The sequence below is a fragment of the Riemerella columbina genome, from assembly GCF_030517065.1.
GTDB classification, from domain to species: Bacteria; Bacteroidota; Bacteroidia; order Flavobacteriales; family Weeksellaceae; genus Riemerella; species Riemerella columbina_A.
In genome coordinates this window covers 730,628-753,019 of record NZ_CP103950.1, presented here as the reverse complement: position 1 = coordinate 753,019, position 22,392 = coordinate 730,628, and the positions used below count along the sequence as shown (strand labels likewise).

The 22,392-nt window shown below is 38.5% G+C and carries 21 protein-coding genes and 2 tRNA genes; 6 read left to right on the top strand and 17 right to left on the bottom strand.

The genetic code is table 11. The annotated features are described in order from the left end of the window. Positions 1-5: 5 nt before the first annotated feature. Complete coding sequence (recG, locus tag NYR17_RS03615; RefSeq protein ID WP_302506462.1) at positions 6-2,096, bottom strand: ATP-dependent DNA helicase RecG; 2,091 nt, start codon at positions 2,094-2,096, stop codon at positions 6-8. 182 nt (positions 2,097-2,278) lie between these two features. Here recG and NYR17_RS03610 point away from each other — a divergent pair, with 182 nt between their 5' ends. Together NYR17_RS03610 and NYR17_RS03605 are read left to right on the top strand one after the other, a co-directional pair. Then, positions 2,279-3,196: a J domain-containing protein gene (locus NYR17_RS03610; protein WP_302506460.1), complete on the top strand. Its 918-nt coding sequence runs from the start codon at positions 2,279-2,281 to the stop codon at positions 3,194-3,196. A gap of 3 nt (positions 3,197-3,199) precedes the next feature. Continuing rightward, a complete protein-coding gene (locus NYR17_RS03605; RefSeq protein WP_302506459.1) occupies positions 3,200-3,487 on the top strand; it encodes a chaperone modulator CbpM in 288 nt (95 codons plus the stop codon). A gap of 81 nt (positions 3,488-3,568) precedes the next feature. Here the strand turns inward: NYR17_RS03605 and NYR17_RS03600 are convergent, their stop codons facing one another. From NYR17_RS03600 to NYR17_RS03560, 9 genes are all read right to left on the bottom strand, one after another. Next, the gene (locus tag NYR17_RS03600) at positions 3,569-4,618 is read right to left on the bottom strand and encodes a glucokinase (RefSeq protein ID WP_302506458.1); all 1,050 of its coding nucleotides are present in this window, start codon (positions 4,616-4,618) and stop codon (positions 3,569-3,571) included. A gap of 102 nt (positions 4,619-4,720) precedes the next feature. Further along, entirely contained in the window at positions 4,721-6,088 is a 1,368-nt protein-coding gene (locus NYR17_RS03595) for a peptidylprolyl isomerase (RefSeq protein WP_302506457.1), read from the bottom strand. Between the two features lie 86 nt (positions 6,089-6,174). Beyond that, positions 6,175-7,095, bottom strand: coding sequence for a PfkB family carbohydrate kinase (locus NYR17_RS03590; RefSeq protein WP_302506456.1), 921 nt, complete (start codon positions 7,093-7,095; stop codon positions 6,175-6,177). Between the two features lie 43 nt (positions 7,096-7,138). Continuing rightward, entirely contained in the window at positions 7,139-7,699 is a 561-nt protein-coding gene (gene gldD, locus NYR17_RS03585; RefSeq protein WP_302506454.1) for a gliding motility lipoprotein GldD, read from the bottom strand. A 71-nt stretch (positions 7,700-7,770) separates the two neighbouring features. Further along, positions 7,771-8,424 carry a ComF family protein gene (locus NYR17_RS03580; protein WP_302506452.1) on the bottom strand — a complete coding sequence of 218 codons (654 nt, stop codon included), beginning with the start codon at positions 8,422-8,424 and terminating at the stop codon, positions 7,771-7,773. Positions 8,425-8,479: 55 nt separating this feature from the next. Then, positions 8,480-8,550, bottom strand: a tRNA-Cys gene (locus tag NYR17_RS03575). A 63-nt stretch (positions 8,551-8,613) separates the two neighbouring features. After that, positions 8,614-9,207: a hypothetical protein gene (locus NYR17_RS03570; protein ID WP_302506451.1), complete on the bottom strand. Its 594-nt coding sequence runs from the start codon at positions 9,205-9,207 to the stop codon at positions 8,614-8,616. A gap of 26 nt (positions 9,208-9,233) precedes the next feature. Next, complete coding sequence (locus NYR17_RS03565) at positions 9,234-9,899, bottom strand: HD domain-containing protein (protein ID WP_302506450.1); 666 nt, start codon at positions 9,897-9,899, stop codon at positions 9,234-9,236. A 57-nt stretch (positions 9,900-9,956) separates the two neighbouring features. Further along, positions 9,957-13,100, bottom strand: a complete 3,144-nt coding sequence (locus NYR17_RS03560; RefSeq protein ID WP_302506982.1) for a UvrD-helicase domain-containing protein — start codon at positions 13,098-13,100, stop codon at positions 9,957-9,959. Positions 13,101-13,211: 111 nt separating this feature from the next. Here NYR17_RS03560 and NYR17_RS03555 point away from each other — a divergent pair, with 111 nt between their 5' ends. Next, complete coding sequence (locus NYR17_RS03555) at positions 13,212-14,039, top strand: TerC family protein (protein WP_302506448.1); 828 nt, start codon at positions 13,212-13,214, stop codon at positions 14,037-14,039. A gap of 172 nt (positions 14,040-14,211) precedes the next feature. Here the strand turns inward: NYR17_RS03555 and NYR17_RS03550 are convergent, their stop codons facing one another. The 6 genes from NYR17_RS03550 to NYR17_RS03525 form a co-directional block, all read right to left on the bottom strand. Further along, entirely contained in the window at positions 14,212-15,597 is a 1,386-nt protein-coding gene (locus tag NYR17_RS03550) for a hypothetical protein (RefSeq protein ID WP_302506446.1), read from the bottom strand. Between the two features lie 19 nt (positions 15,598-15,616). Continuing rightward, on the bottom strand, positions 15,617-15,826 hold the full coding sequence (locus NYR17_RS03545; protein ID WP_302506444.1) for a hypothetical protein: 210 nt from the start codon (positions 15,824-15,826) through the stop codon (positions 15,617-15,619). Positions 15,827-15,830: 4 nt separating this feature from the next. After that, positions 15,831-16,313: a hypothetical protein gene (locus NYR17_RS03540; RefSeq protein WP_302506442.1), complete on the bottom strand. Its 483-nt coding sequence runs from the start codon at positions 16,311-16,313 to the stop codon at positions 15,831-15,833. Between the two features lie 70 nt (positions 16,314-16,383). Next, positions 16,384-17,358 (bottom strand): DNA-processing protein DprA, encoded by a 975-nt coding sequence (locus tag NYR17_RS03535; protein WP_302506441.1) that lies wholly within the window; start codon positions 17,356-17,358, stop codon positions 16,384-16,386. 12 nt (positions 17,359-17,370) lie between these two features. Next, the gene (locus tag NYR17_RS03530) at positions 17,371-19,125 is read right to left on the bottom strand and encodes an HAD hydrolase-like protein (RefSeq protein WP_302506440.1); all 1,755 of its coding nucleotides are present in this window, start codon (positions 19,123-19,125) and stop codon (positions 17,371-17,373) included. A gap of 11 nt (positions 19,126-19,136) precedes the next feature. Then, positions 19,137-19,502: a hypothetical protein gene (locus tag NYR17_RS03525; protein ID WP_302506439.1), complete on the bottom strand. Its 366-nt coding sequence runs from the start codon at positions 19,500-19,502 to the stop codon at positions 19,137-19,139. 93 nt (positions 19,503-19,595) lie between these two features. On the opposite strand from NYR17_RS03525, the gene NYR17_RS03520 reads away from it, so the two are divergent. Further along, the gene (locus NYR17_RS03520) at positions 19,596-19,820 is read left to right on the top strand and encodes a helix-turn-helix domain-containing protein (RefSeq protein ID WP_302506438.1); all 225 of its coding nucleotides are present in this window, start codon (positions 19,596-19,598) and stop codon (positions 19,818-19,820) included. Between the two features lie 249 nt (positions 19,821-20,069). Here NYR17_RS03520 and NYR17_RS03515 read toward each other — a convergent pair. Next, a tRNA-Met gene (locus NYR17_RS03515) sits at positions 20,070-20,142 on the bottom strand. 181 nt (positions 20,143-20,323) lie between these two features. On the opposite strand from NYR17_RS03515, the gene NYR17_RS03510 reads away from it, so the two are divergent. Beyond that, the gene (locus tag NYR17_RS03510; RefSeq protein ID WP_302506437.1) at positions 20,324-20,689 is read left to right on the top strand and encodes a BlaI/MecI/CopY family transcriptional regulator; all 366 of its coding nucleotides are present in this window, start codon (positions 20,324-20,326) and stop codon (positions 20,687-20,689) included. Between the two features lie 2 nt (positions 20,690-20,691). Continuing rightward, complete coding sequence (locus tag NYR17_RS03505; protein WP_302506436.1) at positions 20,692-22,380, top strand: M56 family metallopeptidase; 1,689 nt, start codon at positions 20,692-20,694, stop codon at positions 22,378-22,380. Positions 22,381-22,392 lie beyond the last annotated feature (12 nt).

Genomic DNA, 22,392 nt, shown 5'->3' with positions numbered 1-22,392 from the left:
TGAAATCAACTGATTTTGCTCCATTTATTTTTACCCTTATACTGACTTAAATAATAGGCTCTCAGCGCCTGATGTTGAGGCTGTTGAAGGTGTGGATCTTGCACCAACAAGGCATTGACCACCATTTGTGCTTGTTTGATGACGGGTGCATCTTGGGTTAAATTCAGCTTTTTAAAATCCACAATACCACTCTGTTGCGTGCCCAAAATATCCCCAGGCCCCCGAAGCTCCATATCCACCTCCGAAATTCTAAAACCATCATTGGTTTCGCACATCGTTTTGATGCGTTTTCGGGCATCGGCAGAGAGTTGGTCTGTGGTCATCAAGATGCAATAACTTTGCTCAGCACCGCGCCCCACACGCCCACGCAACTGATGCAGCTGCGAAAGCCCAAACTTCTCCGCACTCTCTATCACCATCACCGAGGCATTGGGCACATTCACGCCCACTTCGATCACCGTAGTCGCTACCATAATTTGTGCTTTCCCCGAAGCGAAATATTGCATAGCATCATCTTTTTCCTGAGACTTCATTTTACCGTGGAGCATCACCGTTTCGTATTCTTTAAAGAATTCCATCACCTGCTCTAAACCTTCCATCAGATTTTTATAATCCAAAGTTTCGGACTCTTCTATCAGAGGATAAACAAAGTAAATTTGTCGCCCTTTTTTAATTTCATCTTTGGCAAATTGATACACCGAAAGACGGTCTTTTTCCCGGCGATGAGCGGTAATAATAGGCTTGCGCCCCACAGGGAGTTCATCAATCACCGAGACCTCTAAATCCGAATAAAAACTCATCGCCAAAGTCCGTGGAATGGGCGTTGCCGTCATAATCAAAATATGCGGTGGGATTTTATTTTTACCCCAAAGTTTCGCCCGCTGCGCCACGCCAAAACGGTGTTGCTCATCAATAATTGCCAAACCTAAATTTTTGAACTGCACCACATCTTCCAAAATGGCATGAGTACCAATCAAAATGGATAAAGCACCGCTCTCCAACTTTTGATGAATGTCCTTCCGTTCCGAGGTTTTAGTGGAGCCCGTAAGCAACTTCACCTCTATATTTGTTTTTTCCAAAAGCGCCTTTATGCCGTTATAATGTTGCTGTGCCAAGATTTCTGTGGGTGCCATTAGACACGCCTGAGCGCCATTATCCAGCGCCAAAAGCATAGAAAGTAGCGCCACCATAGTTTTACCAGAGCCCACATCGCCTTGGAGAAGGCGGTTCATCTGTATAGGCTTTTTCATATCGTTTCGGATTTCTTTGAGTACGCGCTTTTGGGCTTGGGTGAGATCAAACGGCAAATAATTTTGGTAAAAATGATTGAAAATATCGCCTACCTTAGGGAAAGGAATGCCCACAGTATTGGTTTTTTGAAACTGTTTTTTAAGCCCATACCCCAACTGAAAAAAGAAGGCTTCCTCAAATTTTATGCGACGCTCTGCCTCTTTAATCATTGGCTGATTTTTAGGGAAATGAATAGAATAATACGCCTCCAAACGCGGCATCAGCTTTAATGATGATAAAACAGATTCTGGAATATTCTCGTACATCAAACTCGGCAAATGCTTCAGTACTTCTGCTATGATTTGTTGGAAAAATCGGTTGCTAATGCCGCGTTTGGTCAATTTCTCACTGCCAGAATAAACGGGAAGCAAACTGCCATTTAGGGCTTTTTTTTCATCTATTTCTATCTCTGGATGCGGCATAGAGAACACCCCATTGAACCAATTAACCTTGCCAAAAATATACAATTCTTTGTTGATGGGTAACTGGGCAATCATCCATTTAGAATACCGGAACCACACCAACTCCAGCGTACCTGTGGCATCTATAAATTTTGCAGATAAGCGTTTTTGTCCTTTGCCATATGCGATTTCCTTCATCTCCACGATGCGCCCTTTCAGTTGAATTTCAGCTTCCATAGCTTTATGCAGCTCCGCCACGGTATAAACACGGCTTTTATCCAAATATCGAATGGGGTAAAACTGCAGCAAATCTTCTACTGTAGCAATACCCAGCGTATTTTTTATCCATTTGGCACGCTCTGCGCCCACGCCTTTCAAAAACTCTATGGAAGTCTCTAAATTCAATATTTTTTATCCCTTTTAAATGAAACCGCTAAAATAAGCATTTTAATAAAAATAAAGGAAATTGAAGTGGTTTTGAGGGAAGATGAAACCTTATTTTTTCATTACTTTTACCTTAATGTTAAGATGAGAGCTTTGCTTTTCTAATCCATTTTATGTAACTTTGAACCATTATTACAAAAACCATGGCGTATATAGACTATTATAAAATTTTGGGACTTGAGAAAACAGCCTCTCAAGACGACATCAAAAAAGCCTACCGAAAATTAGCCCGAAAGTACCACCCAGACCTCAATCCGAATGATAAAGAGGCGGAGAAAAGATTTAAGGAAATCAACGAGGCTAATGAGGTGCTGAGCAACCCCGAAAATCGTAAAAAGTACGATAAATACGGCGAACACTGGAAACACGGCGAGGAGTACGAAAAAGCCCAGCAACAACAGCAACAATACCAAAACTATAGCAAACAAGGCTTCTCTGGTGCTGACTTTGGCGACCAAGGGGATTTTTCGGACTTCTTCCAAAGTATGTTTGGCGGCGGCGCTGGTGGTGCTGGTTTTGGGCGCAGTAGCCGAGGGCGTGCTTCGGGGAAATTTAAGGGGCAAGACATCTCCGCAGAACTGACCCTCACGCTGAAAGAAGCCGCAGAAAAGCATCAACGGACTTTTGAAATCAACGGTAAAAAGGTGCGCATCACCATTCCAGCGGGCGTATATGAAGGGCTTCAAATCAAGCTTAAAAACTATGGTCACGAAGGCATCAACGGCGGTCCTAATGGGGATTTATACATCACTTTCCACATTACCGAAGATGCCCAGTTTAAGCGCGTGGGCAATGATTTATACACCACGGCAGACATTGACCTATATACGGCGCTCCTCGGTGGTGAGGTCATCGTGAATACCCTCAGCGGTAGCGTGAGCCTGAAAGTAAAACCTGAAACGCAAAACGGCACCAAAGTCCGTCTAAAAGGCAAAGGTTTCCCTGTGTACAAGCAAGATGATCAGGCGGGAGATTTATTCGTTACTTATCATGTGGTCCTGCCGACGCACCTCAGCGAGAAGCAAAAAGAATTAGTAAAAGAACTCAAAAATACACCTTAAATCATGAAAGATAGAATTTCTGCACAAGAATGTGTACAATTATACCAAATAGACCTTCATTTCATTGAGGCGTTGGAAGATTCTGGACTTATCCAACCCTTGGTGGAGGACAACATCAAATACATCATTTATGAGGATTTATCGGCATTAGAACGCTTTGCCAACTGGCATTATGATTTGGAAATCAATATGGCAGGCTTAGAGGTTATCCATCATTTATTGCAAAAAATAGAATCCCTACAAACCCAAAACCACCGCTTGCGTGTAGGGTTTACAGATGTGGCTTTATAAGCATTGCTTTTTCATATAGTGAATAAAAAATCCCTCGTTATTTCTGATAATGAGGGATTTTGTTTGATATAAAATGTCGTTCTACTGGGCATAAGCGCCATAATACGCCGCTCCCAATAGGGTAGTATTTTTGTTTTTCAATAAATAAATAGGCGTGGTATTGAGCACATTTTCCATTTTATCGCTAATGGTAAAAGTTTCGTAGAATTGAGGCTGTCTTAGCAAGTGCTCCAGCTGGTTGGCAAGGCTCCCTGTGATGATGAGCCCTCCTGTGGCTTTCAGCTTCAGTACTAAATTACTCGCCTCCCGAGCGACCAGCTCCACAAAGGTTTCTATCGCGAGTTTGCAAGCTCTATTTTCTCCACTGAGCCCTGCTTCTATAATGACCTCGTGGCGGCGTGGCGTGTTGTTGATTTTCTCCGTTAAAGCCATTGGAACCTCTTGGCGCCTTACATCTCTAATAAAACGGAAGAGATTGAACATCCCCTCGTTAGAAAGTACAGACTCCCAACTCACGATGCCATAGATGGCTTTTAGAAACTGGTATAAATCCAACTCGTGGTCGGCGCGCGGTGCAAACTCTGAGTGCCCACCCTCCGTGGCGAAAGGTCTTAAGCAAGCGCCGTCCCAAAACAAACCCGCCTCGCCCAAGCCTCTGCCTGGGGCTAATATAGCGACATTGCCTTTATTTTTGGTTTTAACCTCGTGGATGATGCTAAAATCTTCTTCCTCTACGCCTGTCAAGCCATAAGCTGTCGCCTCCAAATCATTAATGAGAAAGACTTCACGAACGCCAGTTTTCTCTCGGATGATGTTCACATCTAAATCAAAAGGCAGGTTGTCGGTGGAGCATTTATTGTCTATCACAGGACCTGGCACTGCCACGACAATGCGCTCTGGTTGCTCCTGCTGACTGTCTTTTAAAAATTGGTTGAAAATTTCACTAAACAGACCATATTCTGGTGTGGAATACTCATTTTGGTATTTTAGATTGAGCTGCCCTGCCACCATAGTATAGAATGCGATGCGGGTTTTATTTTGCTTCACATTAGCCGCTACCAAGCTGATATTCTGGTTTTCTTGCTTCGCTCTCCTTGGAAAATGGAGTGGAAATTGATTTTGAAAAGGCATATCTAAACTGTTTTAAAGTGAGGTTTCAAATATAATAGTTTATTTTGTTTTATGAAAATAAAAAATCCTTTCTTTTGAAGAAAGGATTTTTATATGCGGTTTTTATTTTACCAAAGATTGTTTATTCCAATCGGTTTTAAACTGACAATCTTTGTATCTATTGTCAATAGAAATGAAAGTGTCAGGAAGTTTCTGCGCAATCCATTTTTCTACAATATCGCCTTTTTTACGCTCCAATGCATAGGCTTTGATGCGCTCATAATCCGTGCTTAGATCTAAGGTATGGCTTGGGATTTCTTCCACAATTTTAATGATGCTCACCTCCTTTTTATCTGGCGTGGTGTTGTCCTCAAACGCATCGGTAATGTCATCTTTTTTAAGCCCTGTAATCTGGTAGCTGTAAGTGGTTGGCAGTTCTAACTTCTCCAATTTATCGGAGCCGTTTCTGTCTGCAATAACACCAGCATTAAACTTCGTGGCTTTATCATCAGAATACTTATAAGCTGCTTCTTTAAAGGTGATTTTGCCATCTAAAATCTGCTGTCTGATGTCATTGAGTTCCTTTTTAGTCTCGGCAATTTCTTCGGCGTTAGGTTCGGCTTTTAGCAAAATGTGTCGGGCATCGTAGTTGTTACCGCTCTTTTTTACCAACTGGATCAGGTGATAACCAAACTCGGATTCTACAGGTTTAGAGATTTCGCCCTCCTGTAAATTGAGCGCTGCTGCTTCAAATGACTTCACCATCGTTCCTTTAGAAATATTTTTATAAAGTCCGCCATTGGCTGCAGAACCTGGATCTTCGGAGTAAATTCTCGCCATCTGCTCAAAGCTCTCGCCGTTCTCTATATCTTTTTTAATTTGGTTGAGTTTATCGATAAGCTGCTGCTGATGTTCCTTAGATAACTTAGGCTTAATGCTGATTTTCGCTAAGGTCACCTCATCTTTTACCACAGGCAGTTGGCTTTTAAAAGTGTTGTAAAAATCCGTTACCTCGTTAGGCGTTACATTAACCCCTTGGGTAATTCTTCTGTATTTTTCTTGTCCGTAATATTGATCAGAATCAATTTGCTCTATGGCGGCTTTCATCTCATAAGAAGTTCGGAATTTATACGCCTCCAATAAGGCTTTTTCCGATGGAAACTGGGAGAGCAATTGCTGGTATTTGCCTTCGGCTTGCTTCTTGATCGCCTCCGATTGGTTTTCAATCAAAGTATCTCTTTTAGCCTCGTAGATGAGGAGTTTATTGTTGAGCATACTCTCTAAAAACTCGCAGCGGTTTACGGCTTTGGCGCCTTGTTGCTTGGCGTAGTTTTCTTGCTGTTCTATATCCGATTCTAAGACAATCTCATTGCCCACCACCGCAGCGATGCCATCTACCAACTGCCCAGGTTTCAACTGAGCACTAAGCGGCGAACTCAAAAGAGCCCAAACAAAGACCATCCAAGTGGTTATTTTATAGGTATGATTCATAAGGTATATATTTCTATGTTGCAAAAATATCATTTATAATAGATTTTACTGCATTATTTATTATAATTATTTCTTAAAATTTGGGTTTAAAACTGAATTTCAAAAGCGGTGAGCTGTTTAAACTCTTGGATTCTATTTTTGAGCATACGCTCGTTAATCTCCACCAAACGCTCCGTTCCAAATTTCTCTACCGTGTAAGAGGCAATGGCAGAGCCCACAATCAGTGCTGTTTTCATATTCTCAAAACTGAAATCTTGGGTCTTGGCTAAATGCGCTGCAAAGCCTCCCGCAAAGGAATCTCCCGCGCCCGTAGGGTCAAAAACCTCCTCCAAAGGCAGTGCTGGAATGGCAAAAACCTGATGTTCATCAAATAATAATGCGCCGTGCTCGCCTTTTTTGATAATCACAAAAGTAGGCCCCATTTGCAGGATTTTCTGGGCGGCTTTCACTAAGGAATATTCCCCTGAAAGTTGGCGGGCTTCCTCATCATTGATGCAGATAATATCCGTCTGCGCAATCATCTCCAAAAGCTGTTCCCAAGTGTGTTTCATCCAGAAATTCATCGTGTCTAAAATCACCATTTTGGGGCGTTGTTTCATTTTATTGAGTACCGATAGCTGCACGCTGGGGTGTAGATTACCGAGCAAAAGCACTTCGGCATCTTTGGCAACTTCTGGCACTTTGGGATCAAAGTTTTCCAAAACATTCAGCTCTGTGGCTACGGTATCTCTGGCATTCAAGTCGTTATGGTATTTACCAGACCAGAAAAAAGTTTTGCCTTCTTTGATGATTTCTACCCCATCGGTATTGATGTTTCTGTCTCTCATCATTTGTAGGCAATCTGGCGGAAAATCCCCACCCACCACGGATACCAAGCATACGCTGCTCTCCACCACGGAAGAGGCTAAACCGATATATGTGGCGGCACCACCCAGGGTTTTGTCCGTCTTGCCAAATGGCGTCTCTATGGCATCAAAAGCGATGGTACCTACTGCTAAAAGTTTCATAATGAAGGTTCTATATTTGTATTTTTGAAATCTATAAACAGGATTATTTCCATTGAAAAGTTTCTATTAAATGGTGTAAATCTCTTTTAATATAATCTACCGCAGGCGCCAGAGAATCAGGCTTTGGGCGGGTATTGAAGTACAAATTCCCAGTCACGAAATGCCGCGTGCTATCGGTCACAAAAAACTGAATGTTAGACGCCGTTTCTCCCTTTAACTCGTAGAAGTTTCCATAGACTTTTTTCTCTGGATAGCTGAAGGACTGCGTTTCTATCGCTGAGGCTTTGATGGTATGCTCATACACCATTTTTTCGGCTTCTTTTAGATGAAGGATAAAGTCGTTTTTAATTGGGAAATAAGTGAGGAACACATTGGCTTTCATCTTCGGATAAGACAGATTGTACCAACAAGGGCGCTGTTTTGCTGGGGTTATGGTGGCAAAAGTAGCGTATTCAAAAGTATAATTGCACGGATTTTGGAAAGTTTGATACCGAGGCTGGGGATATTCTAATCTCAACTCCCCTTTAGGTTTAGGGGTTACCGTGTCCTGACATTGGATTAAAAAAAGTAAACTCCCTAACACAAAAAATACTTTCCTAAACATGGTGCAAATATAATGCTTTTTTTGAGATACAAAGCCCTAAAATCAATCCGTGTTAAGCGAAACACCAGCGTTTATTCATCTACTGCCAAAACCAAAATGCTCAGCTGATAATCGGTGCCGTTTAAAAGTGCCTCAGCGGCATTTTTCATTGTGGAGCCTGTGGTATAAACATCATCAATAACGAGCAAATGCTGGACTTCTGGCGGCTGATCCAAAGAAAACAAATTGGTGAGGGCTTTGCGGTGGGTTTGGTCTTTTTTGGCTTGTGGCTTAGAGTAAAAATTGCGCTTCAAAGCCTGTGGCAGGTGGGGCACTTGCCATAATTCCGAAAGGGTATCCGCCAACAGATGCAGCTGATTATAGCCTCTTTGCCTTTGTTTTTTAGGGTGTAGTGGAATGGTAACAATCGCCTCAATATCTTTGGGTTCCATACGCTCGGCTATTTCATAAGCAAACCAACGCCCCAGTCGCGACATACCGTGGTATTTCAGTTGGTGTATCAATTTCCGAGAAAGCCCTATTTTTTGATAATACATCAATGCATAGGCATTATGAAGCGGTATTTGTTCCGCACACCTTTCGTAGAGGAGGTTACGGTCACCAAAAGTATCGTGAGTAAATGGGACTTGAAATGTACACGCCCAGCATATGACCGCCTCTGGCTCTATCATCCGCTGGCAGCCTATACATCGGTTAGGGAATATGACATCTAAAATTCTACGCATCACCCTACAAAAATAAAAAAAATCTCACACTAATCTAAGTATGAGATTTTTATTGAGGTTCCGAGCGGATTCGAACCGCTGTACAAGGTTTTGCAGACCTCTGCCTAACCGCTCGGCCACGGAACCTTATTAAGCGGTTGCAAATATAGGGATTTTATTTTATTTAGAAAACATTAGCGCTTATATTTTTTATTTTTTGTGTCTAAAAAATAAAATCATATTGATTAAGATGATTAAAAAACTGAAGATTACCACCACGGCATGGCGGTTATTCTCTTGTTTATGTAAGTCTATTTGGCGCTTGGCTATGGTGGATAATTTGGTGCTTTGGTTGAGGTAATGGTTGGCTTCTATATAGCGGTCTTCATTTTTATTGAGTACCATATGTTGGGTATAATACGCCAATGTCTTCCCCGAAAACCCGACCAACCAAAACTCATCAGATTGTTTCATCGGTAGATAAGCCACTCTATAATGCTCTGGGCGGATGTTTCCCCAATGTTCTACATGATACACCGCTTGCTGGCGTTCATCTTCCCCCACCTCTATGCTATAAAAATCCAAAGTCTGTGGATGCTTGTTCACAATCTGTATGGCTAAGCCCTCGCCAGTAGGCTGCAATAGGCTCTGCTTAACCAACCAATAGCCATAAAAAGCCAATGCCACGATGGTCACCAGGTTTCTATAAATCAGCAGCCGTCCCTTAAAATAAGTTCGCCCCAAAATAGAGGCTGGAAGGCCGAGCAATAATAATATCAATATAATAAAAGCTAATTGTTCCATAGATTGTGTTTAGGTGGTTATATGGGTTATATGGTGGCATCTTTGGCGTGCCATTCTTCATTAAAATCTTGTAAAAACTGGAGCATCTTTTGATGCCTTTTTTCCGCAATAGCTTGGGCGGTTGGCGTTTGCATCATCTCTTTTAATAAGAGTAACTTTTCATAAAAATGATTGATGGTGGTGCTTTTAGATTGCTGATAAGTGGCTTTATCAAAAGTGGTTTGTGGCGGAATTTCGGGATCGTGAATAGGGTTATTTCTATGCCCACCAAAATGAAAAGCTCGGGCAATGCCAATAGCACCAATAGCATCTAAGCGGTCGGCATCTTGTACAATTTTGAACTCTATAGGGAGCTCTGTTGGCTGCTGCTTGAGGTTCCTAAACGAAAGATGTTTCACAATGAACAACACCTGCTGAATCAGGTCTTCCGCTACCGCTTGACTGATAAGGTACGCACGGATCAGGCGCGGTGCCACGGTTTCGTCTCCGTGATGAAATTTGGCATCTGCTACATCGTGCAAAAGCGCGGCAATAGCGACCACCAAAGGATCTCCACCTTCCTGCTCCACTAAGCGACAAGCCATCTGATACACGCGCTCCGTGTGATGCCAATCGTGGGCGGCATCTGCATTTTCCAATTGCTCCTGTACCCAAGTTTTGGTATTTTCAATTAAAAAAGTGGCGTTGATCATTTGCTATTTTTAACCTATTTTCATCGGCAAAATTACGAAATTAAAAGCCAGCCTTCATTACAAATATAAAATTTCTGTGCCCGCTACAGTCTTCCCCAGCTGCTCCAGCACGGTCTTATAAAAAGCAATCTGCTGTTCATCTTTGGATTTGGGCGCTCCAGTTTTAAAATCAATGATATAGTACACGCCGTGGCGCTTCACAATGCGGTCAGGGCGGTAGAACTCGCCGTGGTAAAGGATGTCGCGCTCGTTAATGACCTCCTCCACCGCTTCATCAAAATACATTTGATATTTCGGATTTGCCAACACGGCTTTTATTTTTTCAGCAACTTCTTGGTAAACCGCCGTACTAATAGTGCCCTCTATCCAGTACGATTTCAGGACTTTCTCTACATCTTCCGCCGTGTTGATTTTCGCTAAAACATCGTGGATAAAAATCCCTTGTTTGACTTTTTCGTTTCTGGCTTGGTAGCTTTTAGAGGGCGTAGCCACGCGGATGTTATGCGGTTGTTTTTCGCGGTTGGCAAAGATTTTAATGCTCTGGCGTGTGACTTTCTCGGGGGCAGATTTAGGGAAAATTTGCTTTCTAAACGAGCCGTTTTCTTCTGGAAAAACATCAAACACCGCCTCTGATGGCGAAAACTGTTGCACAAAATCTAAGATTTCCAACTTATTGCTCTCTGGTTTGCTCGGCTTTTGGAGGTATAAAAACAGCTGCTCCACAGGTCGCGTGGTTGCCACATATTGCACACAAAAGCGGTCTATTTTATTTTTATAAGTATTCTCATCTGAAAACTGTTGCAGCGCCTCATCATAAGGCACCAAATCTTTATTAAATTGGTTTAAATTCACGGATTTTAGTTGAGGGTAATCCACCGCAAACCAATCATTAAAACGGCTATCCTCATTGGCATTTTTCATCGGAAGGAAGACTACAGGGAACTCTAAACCTTTGGCAGCGTGAATGGTCAGCATCTTGATGGCATCTATATTCTCCGAAGCTTGCACCGAGGTTTTGGAAATTTCCTCATCCCAATATTTTATGAAATCGTTGAGGTTTTTGCCTCCATTTTGGGTAAATGCATAGACTTCTTCCAAGAAATTAAGCAAATAATCCGTCTCTTTATCTTGCCACGCACAAACCTTGAGCAAATGCTCTATTTTGTTGTATAAATTAAGCACTGGCAAGTGGTTCGGCTGAAAATCTAAGCCATAATAGCGCTTCAGGTTTTCTAAAATATCCTGCCGAGAGCTGCCCTCTAACAACTTAAAAATGTCTTCTGTAAAATGCTGAATTCTAATGCGCCCCAAACTGTTGAGGTGGTACAACATTTCCACCAAATATTGCGTATTTTTCTCTTCGTTTTCCCAGCGGAGGTAGGCTATAACGGCTAAAATCGTTTTTGATAAATCCAGCGTGAGCCCTTTCTCAGAAATGGTTTTGATGTAAGTTTCTCTGCCTTGATATTGGATTTTCTCTCGCCCCAAACGCAGAGAAAGTTCTTGGATTTCCTTTTTCGTGCGGCAGAGAATGCAAATATCCTGAAGCGAAAAGCCATTAGCCACGCATTCCTTAATATCTTCATACATCTGCGCTGCCACTTGATCAAAAAACACCTCATTCGCGCGGTCGTAGTCCACCAAATTGACCTTTACTCTGCCCAAAATATCAGTGTTGTGCGCCTGCTGTTGCCCCTGCTCCGAGAAGAGCAAACGGTGTTTTTCTTCCGCCAAATCTTGCGCCATATAGGCATAAAGTTGGTTGTTAAATTCCACGATATGCTTGGCACTCCGCCAGTTAACGCCCAGATTTTCTAAATGAAGCGGCACGCCCACTTTTTCATTTCTGTTGATGATGTCCAACATCTGTTCGCTATCTCCCCCTCGGAAGCGGTAAATGCTCTGTTTAGGGTCGCCCACGAGGGTAAAACTATGGTCTTCAGAATAAATAGTGTGGTCCCGAAGCGGCAACATATTCTCCCACTGCAGCTGAGAAGTGTCCTGAAATTCATCAAAAAAATAATGCTGAAAACGGGTGCCTATCTTTTCATAAATGAACGCCGAGGGCTCATCTTTCAAGTTTTCTTTGATGAGAATATTGAACTTAGAAAGCAACACCAAATCATCTTCTGCCTCTATTAAAGCCAACTGCTCGCCAATTTCTTTATTGATTTTAAGCGGCAACAATTCTTTCAATATTTTCTTTTTCTTTTCTACCTCTACATAATTTTTAATCAGTGTGGTTCTGAGGTCTAACAATTGCGGCAAAAGTGCCTCCACAGCGGATTTCACCGCCTCATCTTTAGATGCTGTACCTTTCTGATAACGAATCATCGCTGCCGCCTCATCTTTCGGAAATGGAAAATCGGATCTTTCGCCTTGGTTAAACCGCTGCACCTCTCTAAAAAAAGCGCCCAAACTGGATTTCTGCCCACCATAAAAGTCGCCAGCGTTGAGGTTTTGCTTCTGTATCTCGTCTAATGCTTGGTTGGCGATGCGCTCTTGCTCTTCTTTCGCTGTCTGAATTTCGTTTCGGAGTTGCTCTTTGAGGTGTTCATAAGCCGTCCAATCAAAATTTTCGTTTTGTTTAAGTGCTTCATAATGAACATCACTCACGAAGGTTTTCGCCCGTTCATAAAGGGTTTGATTGACATTGATGCGCTCCTCATTATCCAAATTATAATTGACAAAATCCATAAAAGCTTCGGACACTTGGCTATCCTCCCCAATTTGGTCTAAAAGCTGCTCCACGGCTTCTATAAGATACGGTTCATTATTGATTTCCAAATTGAAATTTTGCGCCAAGCCCAATTCGTAGGAAAAATGCCGCACCAATTTAGAGTTAAATTTATCTATCGTACTGATATTGAGCACAGAATAATGATGCAAAATATAATCTAAAACCCGCTGTGCTCTTTGGTGTAGGTCTTCTAACGATAATTTAATGCCTTGATGATTCAGGTAATTTTGGATGGCTTTAAGTTCTGTATTTTCTTTAAAATCGAGGTGAGTAAAGCTTTCTAACCAAGATAAAATCCGCTCCTTCATCTCGTTGGCTGCCTTGTTGGTAAAGGTGAGCGCCAAAATATGCTTAATCTCTTGCTCGTGAGGTGTTCTTAGACATAGCGCCAGCACACGCATTGCCAATGTGTAGGTTTTTCCAGAGCCCGCCGAAGCACTGATGGCATTATAAGAGTACATCATAATAGAGTGGTTGAAAAAAGTTGCAATTTAATCATTATTTCTTTCAATAAAAAATCGTTGGGTATCTGCATAAACTTTTCTATTTTTGTGGCTTCATACTTTATATTTATGGATTTTTTGAATGTTTTTGCATCCGCTGATGCTTGGGTAGCCTTGCTGACCCTTACTTTTTTGGAAATCGTTCTCGGGATAGACAATATTGTGTTTATTTCTATCATTTCAAATAAAATAAAGCCCGAAGACCAACGCAAAGCCCGAAATATGGGACTAATCCTCGCGATGGTGTTTAGGATTTTATTGCTTTTTGGTATAAAATGGGTGGTGAGCCTTAATAATGAGCTGTTTCACATCAATTTTTCGTGGTTCCACGGCAGCATTACAGGGCAGAGTTTGATTATCTTTGCGGGAGGTTTGTTCTTGCTTTATAAATCTGTTTCCGAGATTCATCATAAATTAGAGGGCGAGGAGGAAATGAGCGTCCAGACTTCTAAAACGACCACGCTGGGCTCTGCGGTGGCACAAATAGCGGCACTGAACTTGGTGTTTTCCTTTGATAGTATCCTCACCGCCATCGGTTTGGTGAGCTTTACGGAGTATGGCGAAGTGGGCGCTTTGAGCATTATGATCCTTGCCGTGGTGGTTTCCATTGTGATTATGATGGCGTTCGCGGGTCCTGTAAGTCAGTTTGTTAACCGCCACCCTACCATTCAAATTTTGGGGCTTTCTTTCTTGATTCTCATCGGAGTAATGCTCTTAGCGGAAGCCTCTCATCTTGGGCATTTTTCGTTATTTGGACAAGAGGTTGGCGTGATCCCAAAAGGCTATTTATATTTTGCTATATTCTTCTCCTTAGGAGTGGAATTTATCAATATGAAGCTTAGAAAAAATAGCAATCCGATAAAACTACACAACTCCGAAAAAATAGATCAATTATAGTTTATTTTATCATCTTTATAAAAAATAGGCGCTTCACTTCGGTAAAGCGCCTATTTTTTGGTTTTAGTAGTGGTTTTTAAATATGACAAGCTGTGAACATTAGACATAAAAAAATCAGTGTATACTATTGATACACCGATAGTTGCTATCTATTTTATCATCAGTAAATTTTCTAATCACTTAAGTAAATGGAAAAATCATCATCGTCGTTATCATCATCGTCATTATCATAAATTTTTGCTAAGTTCATTTGCTCTTTTAAGTACACATTAAGCAATGTAAAATATTCTGCTGGTGGTGGAAGTTTAGATGACAACGCCCGATCTATCCAATAGTACATCTCCATAAAAACCTCCATATAAGTTCTACTAATTGCCTCTTTTTTAACATAATAATCTTTCCTGCCACCTTCTACCCATTTTTTCCAATATGAAAAATTACAGCAATAGATGCCGTGCTGAAATAGATCTCGCGTCTCAGAAATCCAGTAATCGAGTTCATCAGGTTTACCTTTGATCTTTTTTAAACTTTTTAATGCATTAACATAATTTTTTTTATAAAAAAGAAATGATTCTCTAAATTCACATTTAATCAATCCATCAAAATCAGCATCGTTATATGAGATTTCTTCAAGAGCTGAATGAAATTTCCTGTCAGTCTCTTCAAAATACTCCCATTCTTCTATGCTTTTTATTTTACCTTCAACATAAAACACCTTGCTTAAAACTTGGTTATCTTCATTAAAAGTGACTTGAGTAACTTCTGTCAAAATCCCATTTTCCCAAGTTTTCTCTGCTATAACATTGCCCGCATTATCATATTCGTAATCATAAACCACAATGGTATTTTTTTTAACATCTATAGCATCAAATCTATAATAGCTGATTTTCTGCCCTTTATCATTATAAGCGATTTCCTCAGCATAAAGATATGACTCAAACTCACGATCTTCGTTAATCAAAACGCCATTTTTATCATAAAAAAAGTACCACCAGTCAATTTCTTCTGTTTTTCCAAAATCGTAAATTTTTATTCTATATTTTGAATCTATTTGATTTTGTTCATTATAATTTAATCGCACCTCTATTTTATAATCTTGCGTAATTTCTTCATAATATTTAATACAATTACCTACATTATCATACTCATAAGGGTACTCTATTCGCAACGGCTCACCAACCGAAGAGTTGATGTCTTCTATTTTTTTAACGGGTTGATCATTTTCATTATAAACCATTTGAAGGAACTTCTCTTCATAAAAATCATTATTTTCATCATCTTTGCTAACCATAATCTCTTCTACAAGAGCACCTTTTTTATTATAGGTTTTAGCGGTAACACTATAGTAACTTCCTTTCTGTGTTTTGACTAATTCTCCATTTTCTTTGCTATAGTCTATTTCCGTTTTTTCTATGAGCACACCACTTTCATTATAGATTAACTCTGATATCAAATTATCATTTTTTGAAAATATTCTACTACATGATAAAAATAGTTTATTATTTACTGCACTAACCTCATAGATATTTTTTTGCTTGAATTTTTTATTTTTATTCATTTTCACCTATAATTAAATTTTACGATTTTCTCATTATTTTCCACCAAATGTATTTAATAATATAATAGACATTCAGCGCCACTGTCCCCACGATGATAATAGGCAACAAAACCACAAATAACCAATAGTTGATTTCCGTGTAGCCCATTCCAAAAAGCCCTCCCAAATAGTGAAGAAATACCACGCAAATTCCAAACAATCCTTTGAATATATTTTCAATGAGTTCCATTATTCTATTTTTTATTGGATTTATTTTTTCTTTCCTTGAAATATTTAAAGAATTTCCTATTTGCCCAAAAGGATAAACCTAAAAACAAAGGAACTAATATACAGTAAATCAATATGTTGATAGAAGTATAGGAAATCCCCGTGGATTGGCTTAAATCGATTAAACCGTACATCACGAAATCAAACCATTTTTGAGTATGCGCCTTAAATTCTGGACTTCTCTGTGCTAATGGTGGCTTTTTGTAAATCACATAAACCGACTCTGTTGCAGTGTTTTGGTACACTTTAATATCGCTGGTAGAGAGCACCACAGGGTACTTTTTGTAAATTTCCTCTTTTTGATTTTGAGGCAAATGTTCTGGTAAATAATTGGTCGTGGCATCATAACTTATTTTGGCAAAAAGAATGAGAATACTGAAACTCAACCCATAAAGCCACCTTTTATAATAAGGGCTAATATGAAATTTCTTGCTGATTCTGTATATCATCACAGGCAAAGCTATAAGGCACAGAATGATTAAAAGGGGATAGAGGAACATAGGAAAATTGTTATGCTAATTAGAAAAGACTGGTCTGTTGATAATTGTTTTTATCGGTTATATTTTCTATCATTTTATCGATACTTTTTTTCGTTAGCCTTTTTGTATTTCCCTCTTCAAGCAATTGTCTATTGAGATCAAACATTGGATTCTGTTCATCGGTTTGGGCGTTGTACATTACATATCTTGGTATTCCATATTTTTTAGCATCACCCATTGCTAATCGGGCACCGCTATCTAATTTTTTTTCTTGAATATTCCAACGCTCGCCAGAATCCTGTGCATAACTTGCAATAAGGATAATCGTATCACAAAACAAGGCTTGCAGACGGTCTCTTTCTACATAACGCGTGGTCAACTCTCGAGAGTTACTGAAATCTTCATAATATTCTGAAATTAGAAGCCCGCCTTCTTCTACTATCTGGAATGCTAAACCTTTATTCCTTGCTGGCAAAATATTATGGATAGGACTGGGCAATATTGCCACTGTTTTACCCCCTTCCAACGCTTGAATATGCGCCACACTATCGCACCCAAATGCCAACCCACTAACAATAGTTGCCTCCCTCTCCACCAATTCTGCCACAATCTTTTTTTCTCTCTCTACGATTTCCTCATCTGGATTGAGCAACCCAATTACTGTAATATTTTTATTATCAAGACTTAATAAATCTAAATTTCCTTTGTAAAACAGATAAACAGGGCGATCACTTTCTTTTACATTGCCTCTATATTGAGGAAAATCATTATCACCGATAGCTACAACGCCGTCTAAACTCTCTTCTATTTTCTCTAACTTGGCGGCTATCTGTTGCTTTACAGATTCAAAATCATCTACGCTAATTTCTTCGCTTTCCTTTGATTTTTGGTTGATGAGCGTTACCATTTCTTCCACGCTTTCATTCCCTTTTATGTGCTTTACAATCCAAGCTCTACCAATCCCCTTAAAGGTTTTCAGAGCCAAGATATTGAGTGCATTTTCTGTGTATTTCATTTTTTATACATTTTAAGTATAGCTATACGTTTTTCCGACGGCATAAAAATACACTTTTTTTGCTCCTTTATCCAACAATGCCTGTATAGCATCTTCATCTATATTTGATGTCTTAGTATAGACATCATCAATTAGCAAAATCGTCTTTCCAATCACTTGATCCGAAATATAACAAGTATCTTTTGTTATGCCTACATAAGGAGATTCTCCTTCAATTATACGGTTATCTAAATGAGTTGTTTGTGTGGTTGTATGTCTTACTATATATTTTGTTCCGTCTTCAAACCCATCTAATTTATTGGCTACATCTGAAACTATCTGTCTAAACAATAACTGATCTTTTCTATATACAGCTCCTTCTTTAGCTCTTGGCACTACACAAACTACCAAATCTACCACCTCTCCTTCTATTTGTTTTATTTCTTTTATTATTTCAAACAAATCTTTGTATAAAAGATTATAAAGTCTTTTACAGGCAGTTGCCAAGTAGTATTTATGTTTATGTTCAGGTTTACACCCTTCATCATTTTTCAAAGTCCAAATAAGATGTTCTATTCTACCTTCTGTTAAATATGGCTTAAACTTAGCTTCTTTCTTACTTCCAAAATAATATTGATGAAAAAAGGCTTGAACCTCCGATTTTAAAAAAGGATTAGATTCTATTTTAAATTCTTTTACACCATCAACGAGCACCCTATATATTGTTCCCTCAGGTTGCTTGCTTTCTCCCTCTTTTGAAAAAAAGTCAACTCTTTCTTGTATATCTAATTTACATCCTTCTTTATCTTCCAAGATCCTCTTAAGTATTTCATCATCAATTTCTATTCTTACTTTTTTCTTATCATATTGATAAATCAACATTTTATTCGTTGATTCTTTAAAAATACCGTCCCATATTTGCTTTATATTTTCTCTACTATTTTTTCCTATCTGTATTTTCTTTATTTCATACCTTATCCCTATAGGACATGTTTTTTCTCCATCTTGATTTGGAATATAGCAAGTCTCCCGTTGTATTGACAAACCGCACCCTTCTTTATTTTCCAAAATCCTCTTGAGAACTTCGTCTTCAATTTCTATCCTTAATTTTCTCTCATTATTTTGATAAATCAACATTTTATCAGTTGATTCTTTAAAAATACCTCCTCCTATTTCTTTTATATTTTCTTTATCAACCTTTATATTAATATGTTCAATACCTGCCTCTCTTGCCTTTTGTATTTCCTCTTCATCATCTTCAAAAGCAATTACCTCTTTACCACTAATATTTAAACTTTTTAATGCATTTTTATATTTATTTTCATTCATTTCCTTATCTTCATAAAAAAACATATGATCAAAATAAGAGGTTAACTTATGGTATTCCAAAACTTCCATACCTCTTTTTCTTCGGCAATTACTAACCAAAACAATTGTATTCGTTTTTGAAAATCGTTTAAGAATATCAACATTTTCTTCTATTTTTTTGGTGTACTCTATGTACTCTTTTTCTATTTTCTGCTTATGTATAACTATATCCTTATCTCCAAAACTATTTCTATCAGTTCTTGGCTCTCCAAAAGATATTAAATGATTAAAATAATCAACACTATATCCAAAGTATGCACGACCATCTTTTCCTCCACACCAAGGATTAATATGTATTCCTTTCTTGGTTTCAATTATATATTTCCAAGCAAATTGGTAAGCTATCCAATTAGCAAAATCTGTATCAACCAAAGTTCCATCTAAATCAAAAAAAAGTATTTTATCTGCTGTTATTTTCATATTTCGCAATTTTAATCTAAATTCCAATAAACATCATTGATAACATCAGGATCATCTGTCCCTGCTATATCAGACCACATTTCTCTATCACTATAATATCTGTAATCATCATAGCTCCAATCATAATTAACATAATCTTCTTCAAAATCTTCATAAAGTTCTTCTTCAACTGATAATCTATCCTCTAAAATATGGATATTACCTAAGGCTTGAATCTCTTTATAGTTTAATAACTCACCATCAACACTCACATTGTCTATTTCTTCAATGAACCATTCAAGATAGTTTTTATCTTCCTTTGCTACTTCCAATAAGGTTTTTCCTTTATATCTGCCAAATTCTATTGGAGTGTTTATTCCATAAATCTTATATTTCATAACTTTATTTTTTTATTAAAACTTAAATCTTGCCATATATGGCATTTAAACCTACAAATGTAGTTAATATTTTTGACTTGTCAAATAAGTCAAGTGGAAAAATCTCACATTCTCAAGCTTGTTGGTAAAAACATCAAGACCATTAGAAAGTCCAAAGGGCTTTCTCAGGTAGATCTTGTGGGAAGAATGCAAGGCGAAATAGACCCTACTAACATTTCCAGAATAGAAGCAGGGCGCACCAACCCTACCCTTTTTACCCTTTTTAGATTAGCAGAAGCTTTAGAAATCAACATTAAAGAACTGATAGATATAAAATAGCAGAGTTATATGGTGTATTATAAGGGATATTTTTTCAAGAATCATCATTCATAATTCCTTAAAAAAGCCAATTTACGGCATATTCTAATAAAAAATCTCATTAACAAAAAAAGAAAACCAAAAACTTGATTTTCTTTCACCAACTCAACCTTAAAATAGTATTTTGTGTGTATCCTACTCGCTAAAATAACGATTTTTAGACATAAAAAAATCGGTGTATGCTATTGATACACCGATGGTTATACTTAGTAGCGGGGACACGACTCGAACGTGCGACCTCCGGGTTATGAGCCCGACGAGCTACCTACTGCTCTACCCCGCGGTATTGTGGTGCAAAGATACAACTTTTTTTATTAACTCCAAATCTTTACACCTCTTTTTTCTTTAATGAAAGTTTTTAAACTGATAATCAGTGCATTAAATACAAAATTTTAAAATAACTAAGAAAATAGTTGTATATATCCATTTTTATTGTAACTTTGCTTCACTAAAAGATTAGTGATATGAAAAAAGTAAAACAATTAACCAAAGCCGAAGACCAAGTAATGCGCTATTTATGGAAAATCAAAAAGGGGTTTCTCAAAGATATTTTGGAACTTTATGACGAGCCCAAACCGCACAGCAACACGGTCTCCACCATCTTGAAAGTCCTTACAGAAAAGGGATTCGTGGACTATGAAGTCTATGGCAGACAGCACGAATATTACCCTCTCATCTCGCAAAAAGATTATAGCGAACGGACTTTTAGCGGACTTATTCAAAATTATTTTGGGGGTTCTTATAAAGATGCCGTTTCCTTCCTGATTGAAGAAAACAAAATGTCCATCCAAGACTTAGAACTCCTCCTTAACGAACTGAAAAACAACTAACTATGGAAACCTTATATATCTACGCCCTCAAGAGCATCGTTTGTTCTGGCGTGCTGCTTTCTTATTATTTTATCTTCCTGAAAGACAAGACTTTCCACCATTATAATCGGTTTTTCCTATTATTTTCGGTGGTGATGAGTTTGCTTCTTCCATTGCTGAAAATCAGCTATTTCACGGTGGAAGTCAGCCCCCAGTTGTTCTATCTCATCAATGGAGAAAAATCTTCCGTTGCCCAACCTGAAACACCGAGTTTTAATTTATTTAATTTAATAATTATAAGCGTATTAAGTTTAGTTAGTTTATTTTTATTATATCGGTTATTGGCAGGAATTTGGCAAATTCAAAAGCTGAAAAAGCAATGCCAAAAAGAAGAAATCCACGGGGTTTCATTCTACCACACTACACGCCAAGATGCTCCGTTTTCATTTTTCAAAAATCTGTTTTGGAAAGAAGACATTTCCCTGCAATCGCCTGTGGGACAGATGATTTTCAAACACGAAATCGTTCACATTACCCAAGGACATTCTTGGGACAAGCTCTTTATTTCTTTGGTGCAAGTGGTATTTTGGTTCAATCCGATGTTCTACTTCATCAAAAAAGAACTCCACCTAATCCACGAGTATTTAGCGGACAAAAAATCCATCGAACAGTCTAATACTAAGGCGTTTGCAGAAATGCTCCTCGCCAGTCATTTTTCCTCTCATGCGGCACATCTTGCCAATCCATTTTTCTCTTCTCACATTAAAAAACGCCTCACTATGCTTAAAAAATCCAACACCTCGTTCGCTTATCTTCGGAAAGCCGCCACGCTACCTTTAATTTTTATTTTAGTTTTTGCCTACGCGGTCAATACGAAAAATAAAGAAATCAAAGACTTTAATAACACTGTAAATCAGTTAGTTGAACAACAAAATCAAACTCAAAAGAATACCATCGTTCCTGCCAATATTGCACAAGATACCACTAAAAAAACTTTGCCTTTATTGGAAAATCAGGATCAAAACACTTCACAACAATCTAAAAATGAAACGAATAAAGATTTAGGTTGGTCTTTAAACAGCGATAAACTTAACGATGCCGTGGTAAAACTGACCCAAAATGCCGAAAATATAGAAAATTACATCAATTCTGATGATTTTCAAGCTCAATTAAAAGACATAGAAAAAATAGCGAAAGAAGCCGAAGGACAATATCTATTGGCTGAAAAGGAGCTGAAAAAGGCATTAGCCCAATATGATTCCTTAGAGTTAAAATTAAATTCCAAAAATTTTAAAATCAAATTACGACAAACAGAAAAAGCCGCCCAACAAGCCAGAGAAGCTGGAAAGCAAGCCGAAAAAGAGGCACAAGAAATCAGAAAAACAGTCAATTCTAAAGCGTTTCAACAGCAAGTCCAGCAAGCCAAAGAAGCGGCGAAATACGCTAAAAAAGAAGCCGAGAAAGCCAAAAAGGAACTCAAAGCGGAATTGAAACAGCTCAACCTTGATTTTCTTGAGGGAAAAAATACCATCATCATCAACAAAAGTGATAAAGATCAACCAACCAAAACCAAAGAATACACCTATTTACTCAACGGTAACCCTACCAATTTAAAAACTATTCAACAATTACAGTCTAAAGACATTAAAGTTATCAATATAACAGACAGAAAAGATAAAAGAGAAATCAGTATAACCACGAAATCAAAATAATTCCAAAATATT